This window comes from Bdellovibrio sp. SBM16, from assembly GCF_056175625.1.
On record NZ_JBJKJG010000006.1, the window covers coordinates 1 to 19,504 of the forward strand.

General features: G+C 44.3%; 20 protein-coding genes. 18 read left to right on the forward strand and 2 right to left on the reverse strand.

All coding sequences use genetic code 11. The features are described 5' to 3' along the window. From AC04MM_RS06755 to AC04MM_RS06820, 14 genes are all read left to right on the forward strand, one after another. On the forward strand, positions 1–1,270 hold a 1,270-nt coding region (locus AC04MM_RS06755), incomplete at its 5' end, for a tail fiber domain-containing protein (protein WP_475379573.1). Between the two features lie 166 nt (positions 1,271–1,436). Beyond that, positions 1,437–2,273, forward strand: coding sequence for a hypothetical protein (locus tag AC04MM_RS06760; protein WP_475379574.1), 837 nt, complete (start codon positions 1,437–1,439; stop codon positions 2,271–2,273). Positions 2,274–2,458: 185 nt separating this feature from the next. Then, the gene (gene secA / locus AC04MM_RS06765; protein ID WP_475379575.1) at positions 2,459–5,116 is read left to right on the forward strand and encodes a preprotein translocase subunit SecA; all 2,658 of its coding nucleotides are present in this window, start codon (positions 2,459–2,461) and stop codon (positions 5,114–5,116) included. An 86-nt stretch (positions 5,117–5,202) separates the two neighbouring features. Then, positions 5,203–5,958, forward strand: a complete 756-nt coding sequence (locus tag AC04MM_RS06770; protein ID WP_475379576.1) for a hypothetical protein — start codon at positions 5,203–5,205, stop codon at positions 5,956–5,958. Continuing rightward, positions 5,945–6,550 (forward strand): hypothetical protein, encoded by a 606-nt coding sequence (locus AC04MM_RS06775; protein ID WP_475379577.1) that lies wholly within the window; start codon positions 5,945–5,947, stop codon positions 6,548–6,550. Before AC04MM_RS06770 ends, AC04MM_RS06775 begins: the two co-directional genes overlap by 14 nt. 140 nt (positions 6,551–6,690) lie before the next feature. Next, positions 6,691–7,200: a c-type cytochrome gene (locus tag AC04MM_RS06780; RefSeq protein ID WP_475379578.1), complete on the forward strand. Its 510-nt coding sequence runs from the start codon at positions 6,691–6,693 to the stop codon at positions 7,198–7,200. 8 nt (positions 7,201–7,208) lie between these two features. Continuing rightward, positions 7,209–8,054, forward strand: a complete 846-nt coding sequence (locus AC04MM_RS06785; protein ID WP_475379579.1) for an SCO family protein — start codon at positions 7,209–7,211, stop codon at positions 8,052–8,054. Positions 8,055–8,056: 2 nt separating this feature from the next. Continuing rightward, a complete protein-coding gene (gene coxB / locus AC04MM_RS06790; protein ID WP_475379580.1) occupies positions 8,057–9,025 on the forward strand; it encodes a cytochrome c oxidase subunit II in 969 nt (322 codons plus the stop codon). A 13-nt stretch (positions 9,026–9,038) separates the two neighbouring features. Further along, complete coding sequence (ctaD, locus tag AC04MM_RS06795) at positions 9,039–10,643, forward strand: cytochrome c oxidase subunit I (protein ID WP_475379581.1); 1,605 nt, start codon at positions 9,039–9,041, stop codon at positions 10,641–10,643. Continuing rightward, a complete protein-coding gene (locus tag AC04MM_RS06800; protein ID WP_475379582.1) occupies positions 10,630–11,316 on the forward strand; it encodes a cytochrome c oxidase subunit 3 family protein in 687 nt (228 codons plus the stop codon). Before ctaD ends, AC04MM_RS06800 begins: the two co-directional genes overlap by 14 nt. Before the next feature lie 33 nt (positions 11,317–11,349). After that, positions 11,350–11,679, forward strand: coding sequence for a cytochrome C oxidase subunit IV family protein (locus tag AC04MM_RS06805; RefSeq protein WP_475379583.1), 330 nt, complete (start codon positions 11,350–11,352; stop codon positions 11,677–11,679). An 8-nt stretch (positions 11,680–11,687) separates the two neighbouring features. Continuing rightward, a complete protein-coding gene (cyoE, locus tag AC04MM_RS06810; RefSeq protein ID WP_475379584.1) occupies positions 11,688–12,566 on the forward strand; it encodes a heme o synthase in 879 nt (292 codons plus the stop codon). An 87-nt stretch (positions 12,567–12,653) separates the two neighbouring features. After that, on the forward strand, positions 12,654–13,640 hold the full coding sequence (locus AC04MM_RS06815) for an extracellular catalytic domain type 2 short-chain-length polyhydroxyalkanoate depolymerase (protein WP_475379585.1): 987 nt from the start codon (positions 12,654–12,656) through the stop codon (positions 13,638–13,640). A 106-nt stretch (positions 13,641–13,746) separates the two neighbouring features. Next, positions 13,747–14,688, forward strand: a complete 942-nt coding sequence (locus AC04MM_RS06820) for a S1 family peptidase (RefSeq protein WP_475379586.1) — start codon at positions 13,747–13,749, stop codon at positions 14,686–14,688. On the opposite strand, the gene maiA is transcribed toward AC04MM_RS06820, so the two are convergent. Further along, complete coding sequence (maiA, locus tag AC04MM_RS06825; protein ID WP_475379587.1) at positions 14,685–15,365, reverse strand: maleylacetoacetate isomerase; 681 nt, start codon at positions 15,363–15,365, stop codon at positions 14,685–14,687. The genes AC04MM_RS06820 and maiA overlap by 4 nt on opposite strands. Before the next feature lie 148 nt (positions 15,366–15,513). Between maiA and AC04MM_RS06830 the strand changes: the two genes are divergently transcribed. From AC04MM_RS06830 to AC04MM_RS06845, 4 genes are read left to right on the forward strand one after another with little or no spacing between them, the layout of a single operon-like run. Continuing rightward, positions 15,514–16,089 carry an outer membrane beta-barrel protein gene (locus AC04MM_RS06830; RefSeq protein ID WP_475379588.1) on the forward strand — a complete coding sequence of 192 codons (576 nt, stop codon included), beginning with the start codon at positions 15,514–15,516 and terminating at the stop codon, positions 16,087–16,089. Between the two features lie 32 nt (positions 16,090–16,121). Further along, positions 16,122–17,105, forward strand: coding sequence for a fumarylacetoacetate hydrolase family protein (locus tag AC04MM_RS06835; RefSeq protein WP_475379589.1), 984 nt, complete (start codon positions 16,122–16,124; stop codon positions 17,103–17,105). Positions 17,106–17,110: 5 nt separating this feature from the next. Then, on the forward strand, positions 17,111–18,007 hold the full coding sequence (locus AC04MM_RS06840; protein WP_475379590.1) for a 2OG-Fe(II) oxygenase: 897 nt from the start codon (positions 17,111–17,113) through the stop codon (positions 18,005–18,007). Between the two features lie 11 nt (positions 18,008–18,018). Beyond that, complete coding sequence (locus tag AC04MM_RS06845; protein ID WP_475379591.1) at positions 18,019–18,972, forward strand: LysR substrate-binding domain-containing protein; 954 nt, start codon at positions 18,019–18,021, stop codon at positions 18,970–18,972. A gap of 104 nt (positions 18,973–19,076) precedes the next feature. Here the strand turns inward: AC04MM_RS06845 and AC04MM_RS06850 are convergent, their stop codons facing one another. Further along, complete coding sequence (locus tag AC04MM_RS06850; RefSeq protein ID WP_475379592.1) at positions 19,077–19,481, reverse strand: OsmC family protein; 405 nt, start codon at positions 19,479–19,481, stop codon at positions 19,077–19,079. Between the last annotated feature and the right edge of the window lie 23 nt (positions 19,482–19,504).

Consider the following 19,504-nt stretch of genomic DNA (forward strand, 5'->3'; position numbering starts at 1 on the left):
CGGCACTTCAGATCCAGTTATGGTTTTAAACGGCTCAGGTTATGTCGGTATCGGTACAAGTAGCCCGATTACAGCGCTAAACATTTCAGGTACCGGCAGCAGTGACGATGATATCGTGGTCGACTCAATCGGTACAGCGGGAGAAGCCACAGTCATGCTTCGCCGTGCGCGTGGCACTGCAGCTTCGCCAACAGCGTTGTTAGCGAACGACCGCATGGGTTTTTACACCTTCCGTGGTTACAATGGTTCGTCTTATGTCGATCTTGCGCGTATCGAAGGTCGAACAGAAACAGCCTTAGCAACCGAACAATCTGCTAATTTACAGTTCTATACAACTTATGATGGCTCAAATACTGAAAAAATGCGTATCACCGCATCGGGTGCGGTCGGTATCGGTACAACAACACCATCAGCAGGCTATCTACTTGATGTGAATGGTGACATGGTCGTCGGTAATGGCGGCACTTCACAGCAAATCCGTTTTAAAACGGCAAGCACTGATGGTGCATTTATTCGTTTTAATTCGACAGGTGATGCCGCAGGTCTTTCTGCGTTAGAGATCGGTACGACGGATAACAGCGACGAAGTGATTAAATTTATCCAGACAAATACAGAAAGAATGCGTATCCATACCAACGGTTATGTCGGTATCGGTACGGCAACACCGACGACCCATCTATCTGTCGCAGCCAGTGGTGGTTATACAATTATTTCAAACAGAAATACTGCGGCCGGCGGACTAGAGTGGAGATGGTATTCATCTTCGACCGGTGCACCGCTGGGGGCAAACTCGATGTGCTTCGGTTTAACCGGCTGTATTTTTAATCTTTACTCGACGGGAGATGCGACTTTATCGGGATCACTGACGCAAAGTTCTGATGCGAGATTAAAACGCGATATTAGTTCAATCCCAGATGCCTTGTTGGCCGTATCAAAACTTGAAGGCGTAACTTACTACTGGAATGACCCGGCAAAAGATTCGGCTAAACAGCTGGGTTTAATCGCGCAAAATGTTGAAAAGGTATTTCCTGAAGCTGTAAAAACCAATGCGCAGGGTTTTAAATCGGTTGCGTATCAAAACCTGATCGCGCCGGTTATCGAAGCGATTAAAGAGTTATTACAGCGAGTCTTAGGTGTTGAAGCTACAATTAAGCAGCAGTCGCAAGAAATCGAAATGCTTAAAGAAAAGTCATCTAAACTTGAAGAGCAGAACAAAGCACTTCAACAATATCTGTGCGCGAAAGACCCACAAGCGCCGATCTGTAAGTAGTTTGTAACAATTTTTCACCATGAGTGCCGTTCTTTGTTTTTCCTGAATGAGCACTCTAGTGTGAAAGTCCGTTAAAGCTTATTTCAGCACAAAAAAATTTGGCCCCGTATTTGTAAATGCAGATCTGCGACGATCAATCTCTTTAAAAAAGTTTGTGGGGGGCCACGTGAAACTTATTTTATTAACAGCCATTTTACTCGGATTTCATTCGCTATCACAGGCGAACGAGCTAACCGCTTCGGTGATTACCCAGCAAGGCAATCAGCTGGTGATGGTTTCTGAAGTGCAGGCGGCAGAAGAAAAAGCATGGAACTTAAATCAGGTTCCTTTTAATTCCTTAAAGAACTTACGTATTAAAGGTCGCATTTTACAGAGCGAAAAAGCGATACTTGTTTTTGATATCAGAGAAACCGTAACGCCTGCTGATGCCTCGGCAGTGATCGAAACGCACGTGATGACGGCGCAAGAAAAGTTAATCGCTGCCGACGTTGTGCCTGCGTTAAACGCGGTTAAAGTGGCTCTATCGGCAGACGGTGACTTGATTACCGTGACGGCCAACCCAGAAAAAGCCACATTATTAGGCAAATTAACCAAAATGAATGCCAAAGCTGTCGGATGGCCGCTGTTTTTAAATGCCCAAGGCCAGGTGGTGACCGAAAATGCTGACTTAGTCGGTTATGCCGTTACTGAAGACGGTGAGGCGATCAGCTTGGTTACAGATCTGGATGATAAAATTGCCATGTTGACCGGTTCGGGCTCTGAAATTGTGATCACCGGGGAGAAAAAGGAGTTTTTAAGCTCAATGCAGGAGCTTGAAGCTCTCAACGCACAACAAAATCAGAATCCTGAATGGGTGCCGGTGACCGATTTAAAAATTTCGAACCTGGGATCAGTGGTGCAGGTTGAATTCAGAAACCGCACCGAGGATGAGTCTTTCAGTTTATTTAAGTTTGTTTCTCCTCTGGTGGTAAACCAGGTCAAAGAGAATCAAGCTCAAAATTAAAGCCTTTTTAAGTATTTGAGCAGGACTAACATCCTGCTCTGAAAACACAATCATTCCCTGATGGTTTTCGGCCTCCATAGAGATGGTCTCTATGGGGGTTATTTTTTTCTTATTTAGCCTGACGTGCCTTGCCAACTTAACCTCAAGTTACCATACTTAATGGGTTACTCTTTCAAAGGTTAGTCATGGTACAAAAGATATTAGCAAAACTGTTCGGCACACATCACGATCGCGAGATGAAAAAGATCCAACCCATCGTTGATAAAATCAATTCTTTAGAAGAAGGCATAAAAAAACTTTCTGATGATCAGTTAAAACATAAAACGGTCGAATTCAGACAACGGTTAGAAAACGGCGAAACTGTTTTTGATATTTTACCTGAAGCTTTTGCAGTTTGCCGCGAAGCTTCGGTCAGAACCTTGGGTATGCGCCACTACGACGTACAAATGATCGGTGGGGTTGTGTTAAACCGCGGCGGTATTGCAGAAATGCGTACCGGTGAAGGTAAAACACTTGTGGCCACACTTCCTGTTTACTTAAATGGCCTTACTGGCAAAGGTTGTCACGTTGTTTCGGTGAATGACTACTTAGTTAAGCGTGACTGCGAAGAAATGAGCCGCCTGTATAACTGGTTGGGTCTGACCACTGACGTGATCGTGCATGGTATGACCGATGATCAGCGCCGCAAGGCTTATATGGCTGATATCACCTATTGCACCAACAACGAATTAGGCTTTGATTATCTGCGCGATAACATGAAGTTTGATCTGGCCGATTACGTGCAACGTAAACCGCACTTTGCCATTGTCGATGAGTGCGATTCGATCTTAATCGATGAAGCACGTACCCCGTTGATTATTTCGGGTCCTGCCGAAGCATCGACTGATAAGTACTATGTAATCGATAAAATTATCCCGTTCTTAAAGAAAGATGTGCATTTTACGATCGAAGAAAAATCTAAATCTGCTTCGTTAACAGAAGAGGGCAACCAAGAAGTCGAAAAATTATTAAAATTAGATAATTTATACGATCCACAAAATATCGAAATTCTTCACCATGTAAACCAGGCTTTACGTGCACATCACCTATACCGTTTAGATGTTGAGTACATGATTAAAGACGGCGAAATCGTGATCGTCGACGAATTTACCGGCCGTTTAATGCCGGGCCGCCGCTGGTCTGATGGTTTACATCAGGCAATCGAAGCGAAAGAAAAAGTTGAAGTTAAAAACGAAAATCAGACGCTTGCGACCATCACTTTCCAGAACTATTTCCGTATGTACGAAAAATTATCGGGTATGACCGGTACGGCTGATACCGAAGCGGTAGAGTTCAGAAAAATCTATAATCTCGGCGTAACCGTTATCCCTACCAACAAACCGATTCAGCGTATCGATAAAGAAGATATCGTTTTTAAAACCGAAAACGCTAAGTATAAAGCAATCGTAAACGACATTCGTGAGCGCCACGCCAAAGGCCAGCCGGTTTTAGTTGGTACGGCGTCGATTGAAAAATCAGAGGCAATTTCGAGATTCTTAAAAAATGAAGGCATCCGTCATGACGTTTTAAATGCGAAACACCATGAGCGCGAAGCTGAAATCATCGCGCTAGCAGGTCGTAAAGGTGCAATTACGATTGCAACGAACATGGCCGGCCGTGGTACTGATATCCGTTTAGGCGGTAACCCAGAGGTTCTGGCGAAAAAAGCAGTTGGTAACGACGATTCTCCCGAGTATCAAGACGCACTTAAGCGTTACCGGGCGCAAGTTGAAGCGGAAAAACAGGAAGTGTTACATGCCGGTGGTTTATACATCATAGGTACTGAGCGCCATGAATCACGCCGTATTGATAACCAGTTACGTGGTCGTTCTGGCCGTCAGGGTGACCCGGGCGAATCAATGTTCTATTTATCGTTAGAAGATAACCTAATGCGTATCTTTAACGGTGAACGTATCCAGAAAATCATGACGATGTTAAATATCCCTGAAGATGAACCAATCGTTCATAAAATGGTCACTAACGCCATCGAAGGCGCGCAAAGAAAAGTGGAAGGCCACAACTTTGATATCCGTAAGCACTTACTTGATTACGATGATGTGATGAACCAGCAACGTAACGCGATCTATAAGTTACGCCGTCAGATCCTCGAGGGAAAAGACCTTGAGCGCACCATTTTAGATTACATGGGTGATGTCGTGTCTAATATTTTAGATAGCTTTATCCCGGCAGATGCTAAGCCGCATGAAATGAACTTCGATGGTTTAAACAACGCTTTAATGCAGCAATTTGGTTTCCGCGTAAATACAGAGGGTAAAAATCCGGACGCGATCGAAGCTGAAATTGCCGATAATGTTAAAAAAATCTATGAGATGCAGAAAAAATCAATGGGTCCGTTTTTTGAACAGATCGCTAAAATGATTTTACTAAACTCGATCGATCAAAAATGGAAAGAGCACCTTTATACAATCGATAAGGTGAAAGAAGGTATTAACCTTCGTGCTTACGGCCAAAAAGATCCATTGATCGAATACAAAAAAGAAGCGTTTAAAGCGTTTGAAAACTTAAATCACATTATCAAAGGCGAATCGGTTGAAAAAATCATGCGCGTCCAGTTAATGGGTGAGGGTCTGCAAGAGGCGATAGAAAGAATGCGTCCCGAAGATCAGGATATGGAAGAGTTAAACTACTCAGCTCCTGACGAAAACGCCGCATTTCAGCCGGCAAACATGAATTCAGGCATGGAAGCTGTGTCTGAAACTCCGCAAAAACGCAAAATCGTGACTGGTCCGCCACGTAACGATGACCGTCCGATGAACCGTGCGGATCGTAGGAAGAAAAAATAAGAATGCAATGTCCGAGCTGTCACAAGGAAGTTGACGTTAAAGACAAAGATGTAGGGGCGCTGTTTACGTGCCCTCTTTGTCGAAGCGTGTACTTTATCAATTTTGACGGCACCCCTGAGTACGGTGAAGTCCAGCAGCCCTCTGAAGAAGAGCTTAAAAAACTGCAAAATCTGGCAGTGCCCGAAAAGAAAAAAAAGAAAAAAAATAAAGATAAAGCTGAAGCTGAAACTGCAGAGCTTGAACAGCCAGAGCAGTCTGAGCAGCCAGAGCAGCCCAGTGATTCTGCGCCAATTGCTTTTGAAGCCGAAGTGCCGCCGGTCGATTTTTCGCAACCTGCGGAGACGCCCGCTTTTGAAATGCAACCGATGGATACTTTCGCGCCGGTTGCTGTAGAACCAACTGCGGCTGAAACCATCGAAGTGGTCTCTGAACCGCCGCCGATCGAAGCTTTTCCGAGTGAAACCCCATCGATTGAGACCTTTTCTTATGAGTCAGCACCTCTGGCTGCGACTGAAAACCAGTATCAACCTCAAATCCAGTCGCCGCAGGATTTTAATGCGATTGCTTCAGAAATCGAAAATTTCGGTAACCAGCAAACCGTGGTGGCCGGGATCAGTTATGATTTAGAAATTACCGGTTTAGACACCAGAGAAGCCCAGGAATTATTGCGTGAAGCCATAGATGATTCGCGATTTGGCTGGCATCCGGAAGATATTGTGCGCGAAATCCGTAAAGGCAGTTGCACGTTTAAAAACCTAACACCGGTACAGGCTTTTGTGCTGGCGCGTAGAATTCAATTTATCGATGTTGAAATGAAGTGGAAGCAGAATGTTTTGGCTTAGTTTGATTTTTACTCAGGTGCTGGCTAGTGGCGAAAGTGATAAAAAGGCTGAGGCGGGGAAAAAAGACCCAAAGCAAGCCGTCGAATATTCCGGTGCCCAAAACGAAGAGTGGTCAAAAGCGCAAAAAGACGTGCAGGCCGCGAAAATCAAATTTGAGAACGATAAAAAAGCCCTGGTTGAGCTTATGCAGGCAGCCGAAACCCAGGAAAACCTGTCGAAAGAGATGTTAGCTAAAATCAACGAAAGCAAAAAGACCGTTAAGGCTTCGGAAGCCAATTACTTACGCTTTTTAAATCTGTACAATTCACGCTTTCCCGAAAAAGGCCTAGATGTTGGGCGCAAGTATGAGCGCCAAGATGCTGAACGTGACGGCATTGAGACTGTGGATGAAAAGCCACAAGGTGTTGAAGGTAAGCTCAGAAAACTGAGTCGCAATATCAAACGCCAGTATTTAAGTGGCCAAGATGCAAGCGCAACAAGCGGAACACTCAAGAAAAAGCCGTTAAGAAAACAAAGTTCTGGCGAATCAGAGGAGTTGTTGCTGCAAACTCAGCCTGATGGTGTGACTGACACAATCAAAATTGAAAAATAATTTTTGCTCGAAAAACTGACAATTCTACTTTCATTTTGCTTTCAATCTTTAAATTGATCGTACTCCCTATTTACTATATAAGTATTTAATATCCCTAAAAAAGATAAGACCTTCAGATCGTGAAAAGGAGTCGCCTTTCTATGTCACAAAAAGATTATCACAACAGTGGTGGATTGATTGCATTACTAGGATCAGTTGCATTTGTTTTCGTGTTTTTCTTCTATATCGTCTACATCAACAAAGGTGTTGATTTAGCTGAAAACGTAACTGAGCCGGCAAAACCAGGCGAAGTGCAATTCGATTTGGCTTCAGTAAAAGAACCATGGGTTGCTAACGAAGAAGTTTTGGCAGCTGGTGCAAAACTTTACAAAGCTAACTGTGCTGTTTGTCACGGCGCTAAGGGTGATCTGGTCGGCGGTATTCCAAACGCACGTAACTTGGTCGAAGGCGCATGGAAAGCTGAAGGCGGCTATATTGGTCACTACAAAGTTTTACAAAACGGTATTGCGGGTACACAAATGGTGTCGTTCAAAGCAACTCTTAAACCATTTGAGCGTTGGGCTGTTGTTCAGTTTATCGAATCGATCACAAATAACAAATCTAAAGACAAACCAGAAGACGTAGCAACATTCGCAGCAACTGCTGATTAATTTTATCAATGACAAAAGCGTTTCTACTTTCATTCTTATTCGCAGCGAACTTGGCGGCTCAGGTTATGGAGCCACCAGGCATGCCTGCGTATACGGGAAAGAAAGAAGCGGGTAACTCGGCAGAAGTTCCTGAAGAGTTAAAAGGTGTAAATATCACCGAAAAATTAGGTCAAAGTATTGATCTTAACTTACAGGTTCGTGATGATGCCGGCCAGTTAAGAACATTAGGTTCGTTGTTTAAATCAGGAAAGCCTGTGATGTTAAGCCCGATTTATTACAACTGCCCTGGTCTTTGCAGCTTTCACTTTAACGGTGTTATCGAAGGTCTAAAAAAAGTTGACTGGAATCCGGGTGAAAAATTTGAAGTTGTTGGTTTCAGTTTTGACTCAAAAGAAGGCCCTGAATTAGGCGCCGCTAAAAAAGCTAATTACCTGAAAATGTACGGCCGTCCCGGCACAGAAGGTGGTTTTCACTTTTTAACCGCCGACGAAGCAACGGTACAAAAATTAATGGCTCAGGTGGGTTTTGGTTTTCGCTGGAATGCCCAGGCCAATGAGTGGTCGCACGCATCGGCGGCGATTATTATCACTCCCGAGGGAAAAATTTCACGTTATTTACATGGCATTGATTTCGATCCGAAAGATATGAAGCTGGCGTTAAACGAAGCTTCTAGCGGTAAGATCGGCAATATCATCGATTCAGTAGTATTATTTTGTTTTAAGTATGATGAACATAAATCCAAGTACGGCCTACAAGTATTCCGCGTTGTGCAACTCGCGGGGGCATTTACGGTTCTGATCTTGGCACTTTGGTTAACTCCTATGTTAATCAGAGCGGGAAGGGAGAAAGTGTAGCCATGATGTGGTTATTAAGTCTAGTTAACAGGGCGAATGCTCAGACATTCATGCCCACCGAGGGTTCGGAAATTGCGACTCGTTTAGATAATCTTTACGGATTTCTAATCGTAACAAGCTTTATTTCGTGCGCGATCTTAATCGGTGGTATGGTTTACTTTGCGTTAAAATACAAACGTAAATCAGATAGCGATAAAACAGCGTACATCACTCACGACACGCGCTTAGAAGTTATCTGGTCAGTTATTCCATTGATCATCTTCTTAGTTGTGTTTGCCTGGGGATGGATCATCTACCATGACATGCGCAAAATGCCTGAAAACGCATTAGAAATTCATGTGACCGGCCGTCAATGGTCGTGGATGACTGAATACAAAAATGGTGTGAAATCGACTGATATCGTGGTGCCGGTTGGCCGCGATGTGAAAATCGTTTTAGCCTCTGAAGATGTAATCCACTCATTATATATCCCTTCATTCCGTGTAAAACAGGATGCTGTTCCGGGCCGTTACACAGCTTTATGGTTCAGAGCTGATAAAATGGGTGAATTCCATGTGTTTTGTACTGAGTTCTGCGGTACATCGCACTCGGGTATGATCACAAAAATGAAAGTTGTATCACAGGAAGATTTCGACAAATGGTTAATCGAAGAGTCAGAAGTGTCATCACTTCCGATCGCCCAACGTGGTGCTAAGATCTTCCAGACGCGTGCTTGTGCTTCTTGCCATAACGTAGATAATGCAGCTGTTAAAATCGGTCCAACTCTGTACCAGGCTTTTGGTGCGGAACGTGAGATGGAAAACGGCGAAAAAGTAGCGATGGATGAAAACTACCTTCGTGAATCAATCCTAAACTCGAACGCGAAAATCGTAAAAGGTTTCGGTCCACGTTCAGCGATGCCGGCTTTCCAAGGCCAGCTCTCTGAAGCGGAAATGACGGCGTTAATCGAGTACATCAAAACTTTAAAGTAATCGGGGAGAGCAAATGGGAAACGCAGCTCACGGTAGTAACTATATCAATGCAGAAAAAGGCCTGATGTCATGGTTTACATCATTAGACCATAAAAGAATCGGTATCCTTTATTTCTGTACAGTTTTATTCTTCTTTTTATGCGGCGGTATCGCGGCATTATTATTACGTCTGGAATTATTCGCACCAAATGCGGCAGCAAATGTTGGCCAGGTTTTAAATAACGGTGACGTTTACAACCAGGTTCTGACCTACCACGGTGCTATCATGGTTTTCATGGTTATCGTTCCGGGGATTCCTTCAATTTTCGGTAACTTCTTTTTACCACTGCAAATCGGTGCAAAAGACGTTGCCTACCCAAAATTAAACTTAGCCAGCTGGTACCTGTTTATGACAGGAGCTGTGATGGCTATTGCGACAATGTTCTTAAACAAAGTTGATACCGGCTGGACATTCTATACGCCGTATTCAATCAGAACGGGAACTTCAGTTTCTTTAATGGTCGCAGCGGTTTTCATCATGGGTATGGGTTCGGTTCTAACGGGCTTAAACTTTATTGCGACTATTCATAAGTTACGCGCTCCGGGCATGACATTCCACAGAATGCCATTATTCTGCTGGGCGATTTACTCAACGTCGATCCTGCAGGTCTTAGCAACACCGATCTTAGCGATCACGTTGTTATTATTAATCATGGAACGTGCATTCGGTGTGGGTATCTTTGATCCTAAACTTGGCGGCGATCCGGTATTGTTCCAGCACTTTTTCTGGTTCTACTCGCATCCTGCGGTTTACATCATGATCTTACCGGCCATGGGTATCGTTTCAGAGCTGTTAACAACATACTCTAAAAAAACGATCTTCGGTTACACAGCTATCGCTTACTCTTCATTAGGTATCGCGATCGTATCGTTCTTCGTTTGGGGTCACCATATGTATGTTTCTGGTCAGTCAGAACTTGCAGGTGTGATCTTCTCTTTCTTAACGATGTTAGTCGGTGTTCCTACCGCGATTAAGATGTTTAACTGGTTAGCGACTTTATACAAAGGTTCGATCGAGTTCACAGCTTCGATGTTATATGCAATGGGCTTTATGTTCCTATTCGTAATCGGCGGTGTGACGGGTATCATGTTAGCGGTTTTACCGATCGACGTTCACTTCCACGATACTTATTTCGTGGTGGCGCATTTCCACTACGTCATGGTCGGTGGAACACTAATGGCGTTAATGGGTGGTATCTATCACTGGTTCCCTAAAATGTTCGGTAAAATGTACAACGAAGGCTGGGCACGTTGGTCTTTCGTATTTGTATTTATCGGCTTTAACGTTACATTCTTCCCGCAATTTATCTTAGGCGCGATGGGTATGCCTCGTCGTTACTTTGATTACATCCCGGCTTACGAACAGTTAAATAAAATTTCAACTGTTGGCTCTTGGTTAATCGGTATCGGTTTCTTAATTGGTTTATATTCAATCATCCAAGCGTTACTTTCTGGCGCGAAAGCTCCGGCTAATCCTTGGGGTTCTAAAACTTTAGAATGGCATACTGATTCTCCGCCAATTACACACAACTTTTCTCACGAACCACACGTGACAGAGGGGCCATATGAGTACAAGTAAGATGATCAATGGTGTTCCGGTGCAGGAGCACTTTAAAGACGCCCATCACCAATTTGATACAGCGAAAATGGGGATCTGGTTATTCATGGTAACTGAGATCTTAATGTTCGGTGGTTTATTCGTTGGTTATGCGATTTTCCACATGATGTATCCTGAGATGTTTGCAGAAGGCGCAAGCTTTCTTGACTGGAAATTAGGTTTCATCAATACGTTGGTTCTTATCTTTTCGTCATTAACAATGGCTTTAGGTATTTACTTTATCCAGGTCAACCAGATCAAAAAAGCAGTCTGGTCATTGGCGATCACGATCCTTTGTGGTGCGGTGTTCATGGTTATCAAATACTTCGAGTACACGCACAAATTTCACATGGGTATCTACCCGGGCCAGTTATTGGATTTAGCGAAGTTAAATGAAGTTTTAACTGCGACAGGACTTCCGACGATCAAATCAACAAACCTTGGTATGTACTTTGGTTTTTACTTTTGTATGTCGGGTCTTCACGGTATCCACGTTTTAGTGGGTATGGGTTTAATCACGTGGGTTTTAATCCGCGCGGTTCGTGGTGATTTCAATCCTAACTATTACACGGCTGTAGAAGGTGTTGGTATCTTCTGGCATATCGTCGACTTAGTTTGGATCTTCTTATTCCCTTTACTTTACTTAGTAGGATAGGCTCGTGTTGTAGACACGGAAAGGACATATTCGATGGGACAAAAACACGTTTCTGCTCCAGATGAACATCACGTAACGCCGTTTTCAACGTACATGAAAGTGGCGTTGGCGTTATTTGCGTTAACTTTTTTAACTATTGCAGCTCACTCCGTGCGCCAGTATTTAGGCGCGGCAGCTCCGATAGTCGCTTTTGCGATTGCCGGTGTTAAAGCGTTCTTAGTTATGGCTTGGTTCATGCACTTGAAATACGAAAGCATTGAAAATCGCGTGATCTTCGGATTGGGCTTTTTCTTCTTATTAGTGTTATTCGGAATTTCAATCACTGATATTTTATCACGCCAATTAATTTCGGGAGTTCTTTAAAACCTCCCGTGTTTAAGATTTATTCCCAACTTACAAAATTTGGAATAGTCATATTTGCACTTTTAGCCGGTTTAGCAGGATATGCGACCGGCTATTTTGTTGAAACACCTTTTTCCTGGGCGCATCTGCTAACTTTTGTCGGCGGCCTTTATTTTCTAAGTTCGGGATCACTCGCTTTAAATCAATGGCAAGAAATTGAATTAGACCGCTCAATGCCGCGTACGAAAAACCGCCCGCTGGTGTCAGGCGCTCTGCAGCCGGCGGCAGGCTTGATTATCGCGGTGGTGTTGCTGATCTTAGGCCTTGCGATGTTGTTTAGCTTAACTGCGATGGCTGGCTGGCTTGGGGTGATCTGTGTTGTGCTTTACAACGGTTTTTACACGTACATCTGGAAGCCGAAATGGGTGTTCGGAGCGGTTCCGGGCGCGATTCCTGGGGCGTTGCCGATCACGATCGGTTATGCCGCCAACAATCCGGAAATTTTTAATTTAGATTCAGTGTATTTATTTTTAATCATGTTCTTATGGCAGATGCCGCACTTCTGGTTGCTGGCGATGAAGTACAAAGAAGACTACCGTGCAGGATCGATTCCGACTTTGCCGGTGGCATTGGGTGACCAGAAGACGTTATTTCATATCGGTCTGTACACGTTTTGTTATGTCGGTGTAGCGATTGCTTCGCCATTTTTCTTACAAACCAGCTGGATCTATGTGTTGGCTGTGTTTCCGTTTGCATTTTTTTTACTGAAAGAATTCTTCCGGCTTTACCGCTCAGAAGGCCGCGAACGTTGGTTTGCGTTTTTTATGTGGGTTAACTTTTCTATGCTGGTTTTTGTCTTTGTACCGGTCGTGGATAAGTGGAGCTTTGTTTTCTTACACCGCGTTTAATTTGAGTTAATAGAAATGCCATTTTTTTACTGAGTCAATGGTGACTTTTCCTTGAAAGTCCGAAGGACATGGTGTTTTGTCGAAAATATGAAAAATAATATCCTGGTTTTGTTATCTGTTTTAGGTTTGTTTTTACCCGCTTTTGCCTACAATGTTAACTCGCAAAAAATCACGCTTTCGGGTATTTCTTCCGGGGCGTATTTCGCTAACCAGTTTCATATTTCACATTCAGGAATGATCAGTGGTGTCGCCATGATTGCCGGTGGTCCGTTTAACTGTTCCGAAGGCAAAATAAATCGCGCCCTGAATTCATGTATGAAAACCTCAGCCGGCGCGATTTCAACTGCAAAAATCGTAACTGAGATTCGTGACCTGCAGGCCAAAGATTTAATTGATTCACTGGCGAGAATACCGTCAGCTAAAGTATTTCTGTTAGCCGGCAGTAACGATGATGTCGTGGCCAACAGCGTGGTCGAGTCTGTTAAAGACATGTACGTAAAGTTAGATGTGCCTGCGGCCAATATTAAACTGGTGACTGATATTGAAGTAGGGCATGCATTTCCGACAGTTGATTACGGCAACAGCTGTAAAACGCCAAGCTCGTCACCGTTTATCAGCCGCTGCCAGTACGACGGTGCCTATGAAATCTTAAACTTTCTGCACGGAAACCTAAAACCTAAAACTTCCGAGATCGAGGGTAACTTAAAATTTATTTCGCAGAAAAAATATTTTGCCAGTGTGATGAACTCTGCATCTATGGGTGAAGCTGCCGCTATCTATGTGCCGACGGCTTGTCAGAATGGCGCTGAATGTTCTTTACACGTCAGTTTTCACGGCTGTCTGCAAAGCCGCGATGAGATCGGCGAAGCCTACTTTCGCGAAACAGGATTTAACGCCTGGGCCGAGGCCAACAACATTATCGTTTTATACCCACAAGCGGTTAAAAGCTATTTTGCCGGTAACCCGAACTCATGCTGGGACTGGTGGGGTTATACGGGCAAACAATTCCACACCAAAAAAGCCGTGCAAATAGAAATTGTTCGTAAGTTGATCGAAGAAATTATTACGCAGTAACCTCACCGGAATAAGAATTGCTTTTATGGGCTAAAACGGTCTGCAACTCAGCTAAACGGTTGCGGGCCGGATAATTGGGGTAATAGACCCCATAAAGGAGCCCCATATGAGACTGGTGTGTTTGATTTTCTTTTCGTTCTTATTTTTTATGGCCTGCGATAAAAAAGAAACGACTAAAGTTGTAACTCCGCAGCCACCGCCTCAGCAGAGCAACGATAGCCAGGACTGCGAAAAAATTCAGTTAAGCAGCGAAATCAGTGATGACTCCAGTATCATCGGCGGATCACGGGTGTTAGCCACTGATCCTGATGCAAAAACCACGGTGATGATTATTTCGACCGAGAAAAATACCGGCGAATCTTTTGTCTGTACGGCCACCCCGATCACCTCACGAACATTAATTACCGCCGCTCACTGTTTAGACCGGGCTTCAAAAGTCACGGCGGTGTTTTATGTCGATTTGTTATGTTCAAGCGGCTTTAAATTCAGTCGTGATGCTATTCGGGCGGTCGATTTTAAATGGCACCGCGATTATAATCCCAATGTCATGGTCAGTGATAACCCTGATATCGGCTTAGTGCATTTAGCATCAGATATTAAGCCGGGCTATCCGATTTATGATATTAATTTAGCCCCGGAAAATTTAAATTCGGATTTATTTCTGTACGGCTATGGCATTACCGGCTCGAATAACTCAGACAGTACGGTGTTGCGCCGGGTACGCATCAACCGTGCTGATTATGGTTTTGAAATGAAATCTATCGTGATCAATAACAATGGTGTGCGCGGTATCTGCTTAGGTGATTCGGGCGGTCCGGGTTTGGTTAAAGCCGGTGACGAACTGCAAATTGCGACGGTGAATTCATTTGGCAACGGCCCACGCGATGATGTCTGCGGCGGCCGCAGCAGCTTGATCTTGCTGCATCCGTTTATGCCTTGGATTCATGAAACCCTGGCTAAATGGAGAGAGTCTTTACCGGTGCCGCTGCCGACCCCAAACCCAAATCCGATGGAGCCCCCGCCGCCGGTTGTCGGCGTCGGCAACTAACTGATACGCAGCTCCTGTGGAGTATCCGGCTGACGAAACGGGTGTGCTTTGTGAAATGCTTCCAGTGTTGAGTAATGGTTTACTACCTGATTGATTTTTGTGAAGGCCTCTAACGGCACTTTAAATCTTTGCGCCGTAAAAATCTGCGGCGCTAAAAACACATCGGCCGCAGTGACATGATTGCCGAAGCAAAAAAGACCTGCATGTTGTTCTAACATCTTTTCGCAGGCGGTAAGGCCTGCGGTTGTCCAGGTATGAATCCATTTGGTTTTTTGTTCTTCATTGGCGGAAAAGTTTTTTTCTAAGTATTGCAGCGTGCGCAGATTGCCATAGGCATGGGTATCGGCATTGATATTTTCACAGAACTGCTTAATCAGTGCTTTTTTATACGGATCTTTCGGGAACAGTTGATAACTCTGTGGAAAAGCATCATCTAAGTATTCACAAATTGCCATCGATTGGCCGATGATATGTTTTTGGCCATTCGTTTCGTGCACCAGTGTCGGTACTCCGCCCATCGCATTTAAAGCGCGGTATTCTTTTGAATGTTGTTCGCCGCCGTTATTCAGTAAGTGCACGGCTTTGTATTCAAAGGGCAGATTTTTAACGGCCAAAGCCAGGCGTACGCGGTACGAGGTTGAGCTGCGAAAGTAATTATAAAGCACTAAATTATCCATAAGGCCTTAGTTTCGTTAAGTGTGACTAAAACTCCAACAGATGTCGCAGGACGCCAATGTGTGACCCGGCATGGACCGTTGGTTTTTTAGGTGTCTAGTGCCTTCTACAGGAGTAAGCTCAGGCTAGAATTATAAGACTGGAGGGTCTATGTTCAAAAAGTTAATTACAGCAGCAACGGTTATGATTTCTTTTGTATCAATAGCTAAGGCAGAAATCGCGTATTCAATGCCAGCGTTAGAAGTTGGTTTCAAATTAAACACTATGGATTTAGACGGTGCGACATCTAACAAACAGTCGCAGGCATTTCAAGGTGGCGGCTCGATCGTATTTGATTTCGGTGATACCGGTTTTGGCTTAAAAACTGGTTTAATGTACTCAGAGCGTACTTTCAAAAACGAAACCAGCACGACGACATCAGAAGGTAAAATCACTTACTTTGATATCCCGGCGCAAATCATGTTTAAATTTGAAGACTATGCAGGTATTTTCTTCGGACCTTCGTTTTCAACTAAATTAGGTGATGAGTGTAAAGTATCCGGCGGTGGTTCATGCACTTTAACTGATATTAAATCGACAATTATGCCGTTAACTTTCGGTGCACAGTTTAAAATGGCTGCAAACTTCGGTTTAAGTTTATTTTTCGAAACTATTTCCGGCGATGTAGCGCAAAACCTTGGCAGCTCGCGCGGTGTAGGCGCTAACTTATTATTCGTATTCGACTAAGCATTTTTACAGCATAAAGGATCTAGAGACTCATGAAATTAGCTTCACTTAAAGTATCAAATTCAAAAGACGGTGAATTAGTCGTTGTTAGCCGTGATGGTAAAACCTATTTATCAGCTAAAGACATTGCACCGAACTTGTTAAACGCTATGGAAAATTGGGCGACTGTTGAATCTAAACTTAAACAGCGCTACGACCAATTAAACAGCGGAAGTGCAGCCGGTGCGCAAACAGTTTCTAGTCCTGCGATTTTTGCTTCAGCTTTGCCACGCACCTGGCTTTTTGCCGATGGCTCTGCGTTTATCCACCACATTAAGCTTGTGCGCAAAGCACGTAATGCCGCTTTACCAGAAACCCTGTTAACGGTGCCGTTAATGTATCAGGCTGAAAGCGGCCGCTTTTTAGATCCACATGAAGATATTCCGCAGCGTGATTTTTCTCACGGTACGGATTTCGAAGCCGAAGTCGGTGTGATCGTCGACCACGTTCCGATGGGAGTCACGCCGGAGCAGGCACTTAAGCACATCAAGTTACTTGTGTTAATTAATGACGTTTCTCTGCGTGGCTTGATCCCAGAAGAGCTGGCCCAGGGGTTCGGCTTTTTTCAGTCTAAACCCAATAAAGCGCTGTCGCCATTTGCTTTAACCACAGATGAAATGGGAGCGGCGTGGCAGGATGGCCGTGTCCACTTACCGTTAAACGTAACCTACAACGGACAGTTCTTCGGTAAAGCCAATGCCAAAGAAATGCATTTTCACTTTGGTCAGCTGATTGCCCACGCGGCGAAAACCCGTGATTTAGCAGCAGGAACTTTAATCGGATCAGGTACGGTGGCTAATGAAGATGCCACTGTCGGTTCGAGCTGCTTGGCTGAAAAACGCACTTTAGAGCAAATCAACACCGGAAAACCTGTGACACCGTTTATGAAAGTCGGCGATACCATTGAAATTGAAATGTTCAATGCCAACGGTGAAAGCCTGTTTGGCCGAATTTCGCAAAAAGTAGCTCAGGCTTAGTTTTCGTGAAGCATTTTTCGGTACATAAAAATTTTTTCCCTGACGCAAAAAAACTTCGCAGCGAGTTTGATCAAAATTTTTCAAACCCGCGCGGAACCGATTCTAAGCGTTTTGTCTGGGATTACTGGTATTTCGAAGACCAGTATCATTTAATCAGAACGCCGGCGTTTTATTATTTTACCAAAAAAATCTATCAGAATTTTCACTCGCAACTGGTGCAGTGGGGGCGCGAAAACTTAGGCTGTCACGATATCTCGCCGCCGTGGATGAGTTACTATGTCGACGGCTGTTATCAGAATCTGCATTCGGATGTACCGCATGGCCCATGGGCTTTTGTGTACTCGCTAACGCTTGATCCGAAAGCTTTTAAAGGCGGTGAAACGCTGATCATGAAGCCGGATGTGCTGGATTACTGGAGTACTTTTCAGGATCAACAAGACCGCGAGTACCAGAGTTTTGTGGATAGAATTCCGGCCAATTTTAATCAGTTGGTTGTATTTGATCCGCGCTTTCCGCACGGGGTAACCGAAGTTAAAGGCACCCGCGACCCGCAAAAAGCGCGCCTAGTGATTCATGGTTGGTTTGTTGAGCCGCGCCCGTATGTGGTCGGCGGGCTTACGACGGCGCAGGTGCAAAAACCGTTATCTGAAGCGATGTATGTGTTTTCTGAAGAGGTGGCTAAAATCAATCCTAGCCACGGCACCGTTTCGATCCGCTTAGAAATTTCGCCATTGGGAAAAGTCACAGCTTACCAGGAAGTGACCAATACATTGATCTCACTTTCGCATAACCAACAAGATGTTATTTATACAAAAAAACTGCTGAGATCGCTGTTTGCGAATTTACATTTTCCGAAAGCTAAGAAAAAATCATATTTAACGATTCCGATTCTGTTTAAGTAGAGGTAGTTCGCATGACGTTGACTCAGTTATCTTATATTGTTGCGGTTGATAAATTTAAAAACTTCGGTCAGGCAGCGGAAAGCTGTTCGATCACGCAACCAACGTTATCAATGCAGATCCAGAAATTAGAAGAAGAGCTGGGGGTGCAGATTTTTGATCGCAGCCACCAGCCGGTACGCACGACGAAAATCGGTACCGCACTGGTTACCCAGGCGCGGGTGATTTTAACCGAGAGCCAGCATTTTCATGAAATTATCCAGGATAATAACGGTGAAGTTAAAGGTGAAGTTACGGTCGGTGTGATTCCGACTTTGGCGCCGTATTTACTTCCGTTATTCTTAAAAAAATTCAGCACTAAACATCCGGCCTTACGGATTCATGTCGAAGAATTGCAGACCGAACAGATCTTGGAACGGCTAAAAAATTCGTCGTTAGATGTGGGTTTATTGGTTACACCGATTGACGAGCCGAATTTAGAATCAACGCCGTTATTTTACGAACCGTTTTTAGTCTATGCCTCTGAAAAAAGTGCGTTAGCGGGCAAAGCCAAAGTTCAGCAGACGGATCTGAATTCGAACGAGCTATGGCTGTTAACTGAAGGCCACTGTTTTCGCGATCAGTCGTTGGCGATCTGTAAAAACAGAAAAAAGGTGACAGACATTCACCGAAATATTAAATTCGAATCTGGAAGTATTGAAACCCTACGCCGCATGGTGGATCAGGAAACTGGGTTTACTTTGCTTCCGTATTTAGCCGCTCAAGAAGTGGGTAATCGCAAACAAGTTAAAGAGTTTGCATCTCCGGTACCAACGCGTGAAGTAAGTCTTATTCACAACACGCATTTTAAACGTCATGCTTTTAAAGAATCATTAATCGAAACCATCCAGAAAAACCTGCCAAAAGATATTCATATCCATCAGACCAAGAATACTCAGGTGATCGATCTGCCGATGGGTACCCGCTAAAGGCTGCCAGGTCCTGAGTTAGTTGGAAAGACGGCCGCTGCGCTAGCTATCCTTCCTGGACGGCCTTGTCTCGACGGCTTCCTGCCGTCAGAGGAGAAACTTAATTAAACAAATAAAATTTCTATCGGTACTTCGACGTCGGGGTGCAGAGATTTTTTAACCGGACACAGATTGGCGATTTCAGGAATTCTTTTTTTGAAATCTTCTGGGATGGTGTTCGGAAATTTACACACTGTTTTTAACGACGCAATTCTTCGCGGTGGCGGCGTCATTACTTTTTCGGTGTAAGAGGTTGCGCCGACAATAGAGATGTTTTCTTTTTCGGCGTGAATAGCAACGGTGGTGAGAATGCAGGTTCCAAGCGCCGTTGCCACTAAATCCGTCGGTGAAAAGGTCTCCCCTAAACCTTGATTATCTTTAGGGGCGTCGGTCTGTAATGTCGATAGTGACGGGCCGTGCGTGGCTTCGCAGTGCTTTTGACCTGTGTATTTCGAGCTGATTGTTACCATCTGTATGTACCTCTTGCATTTGG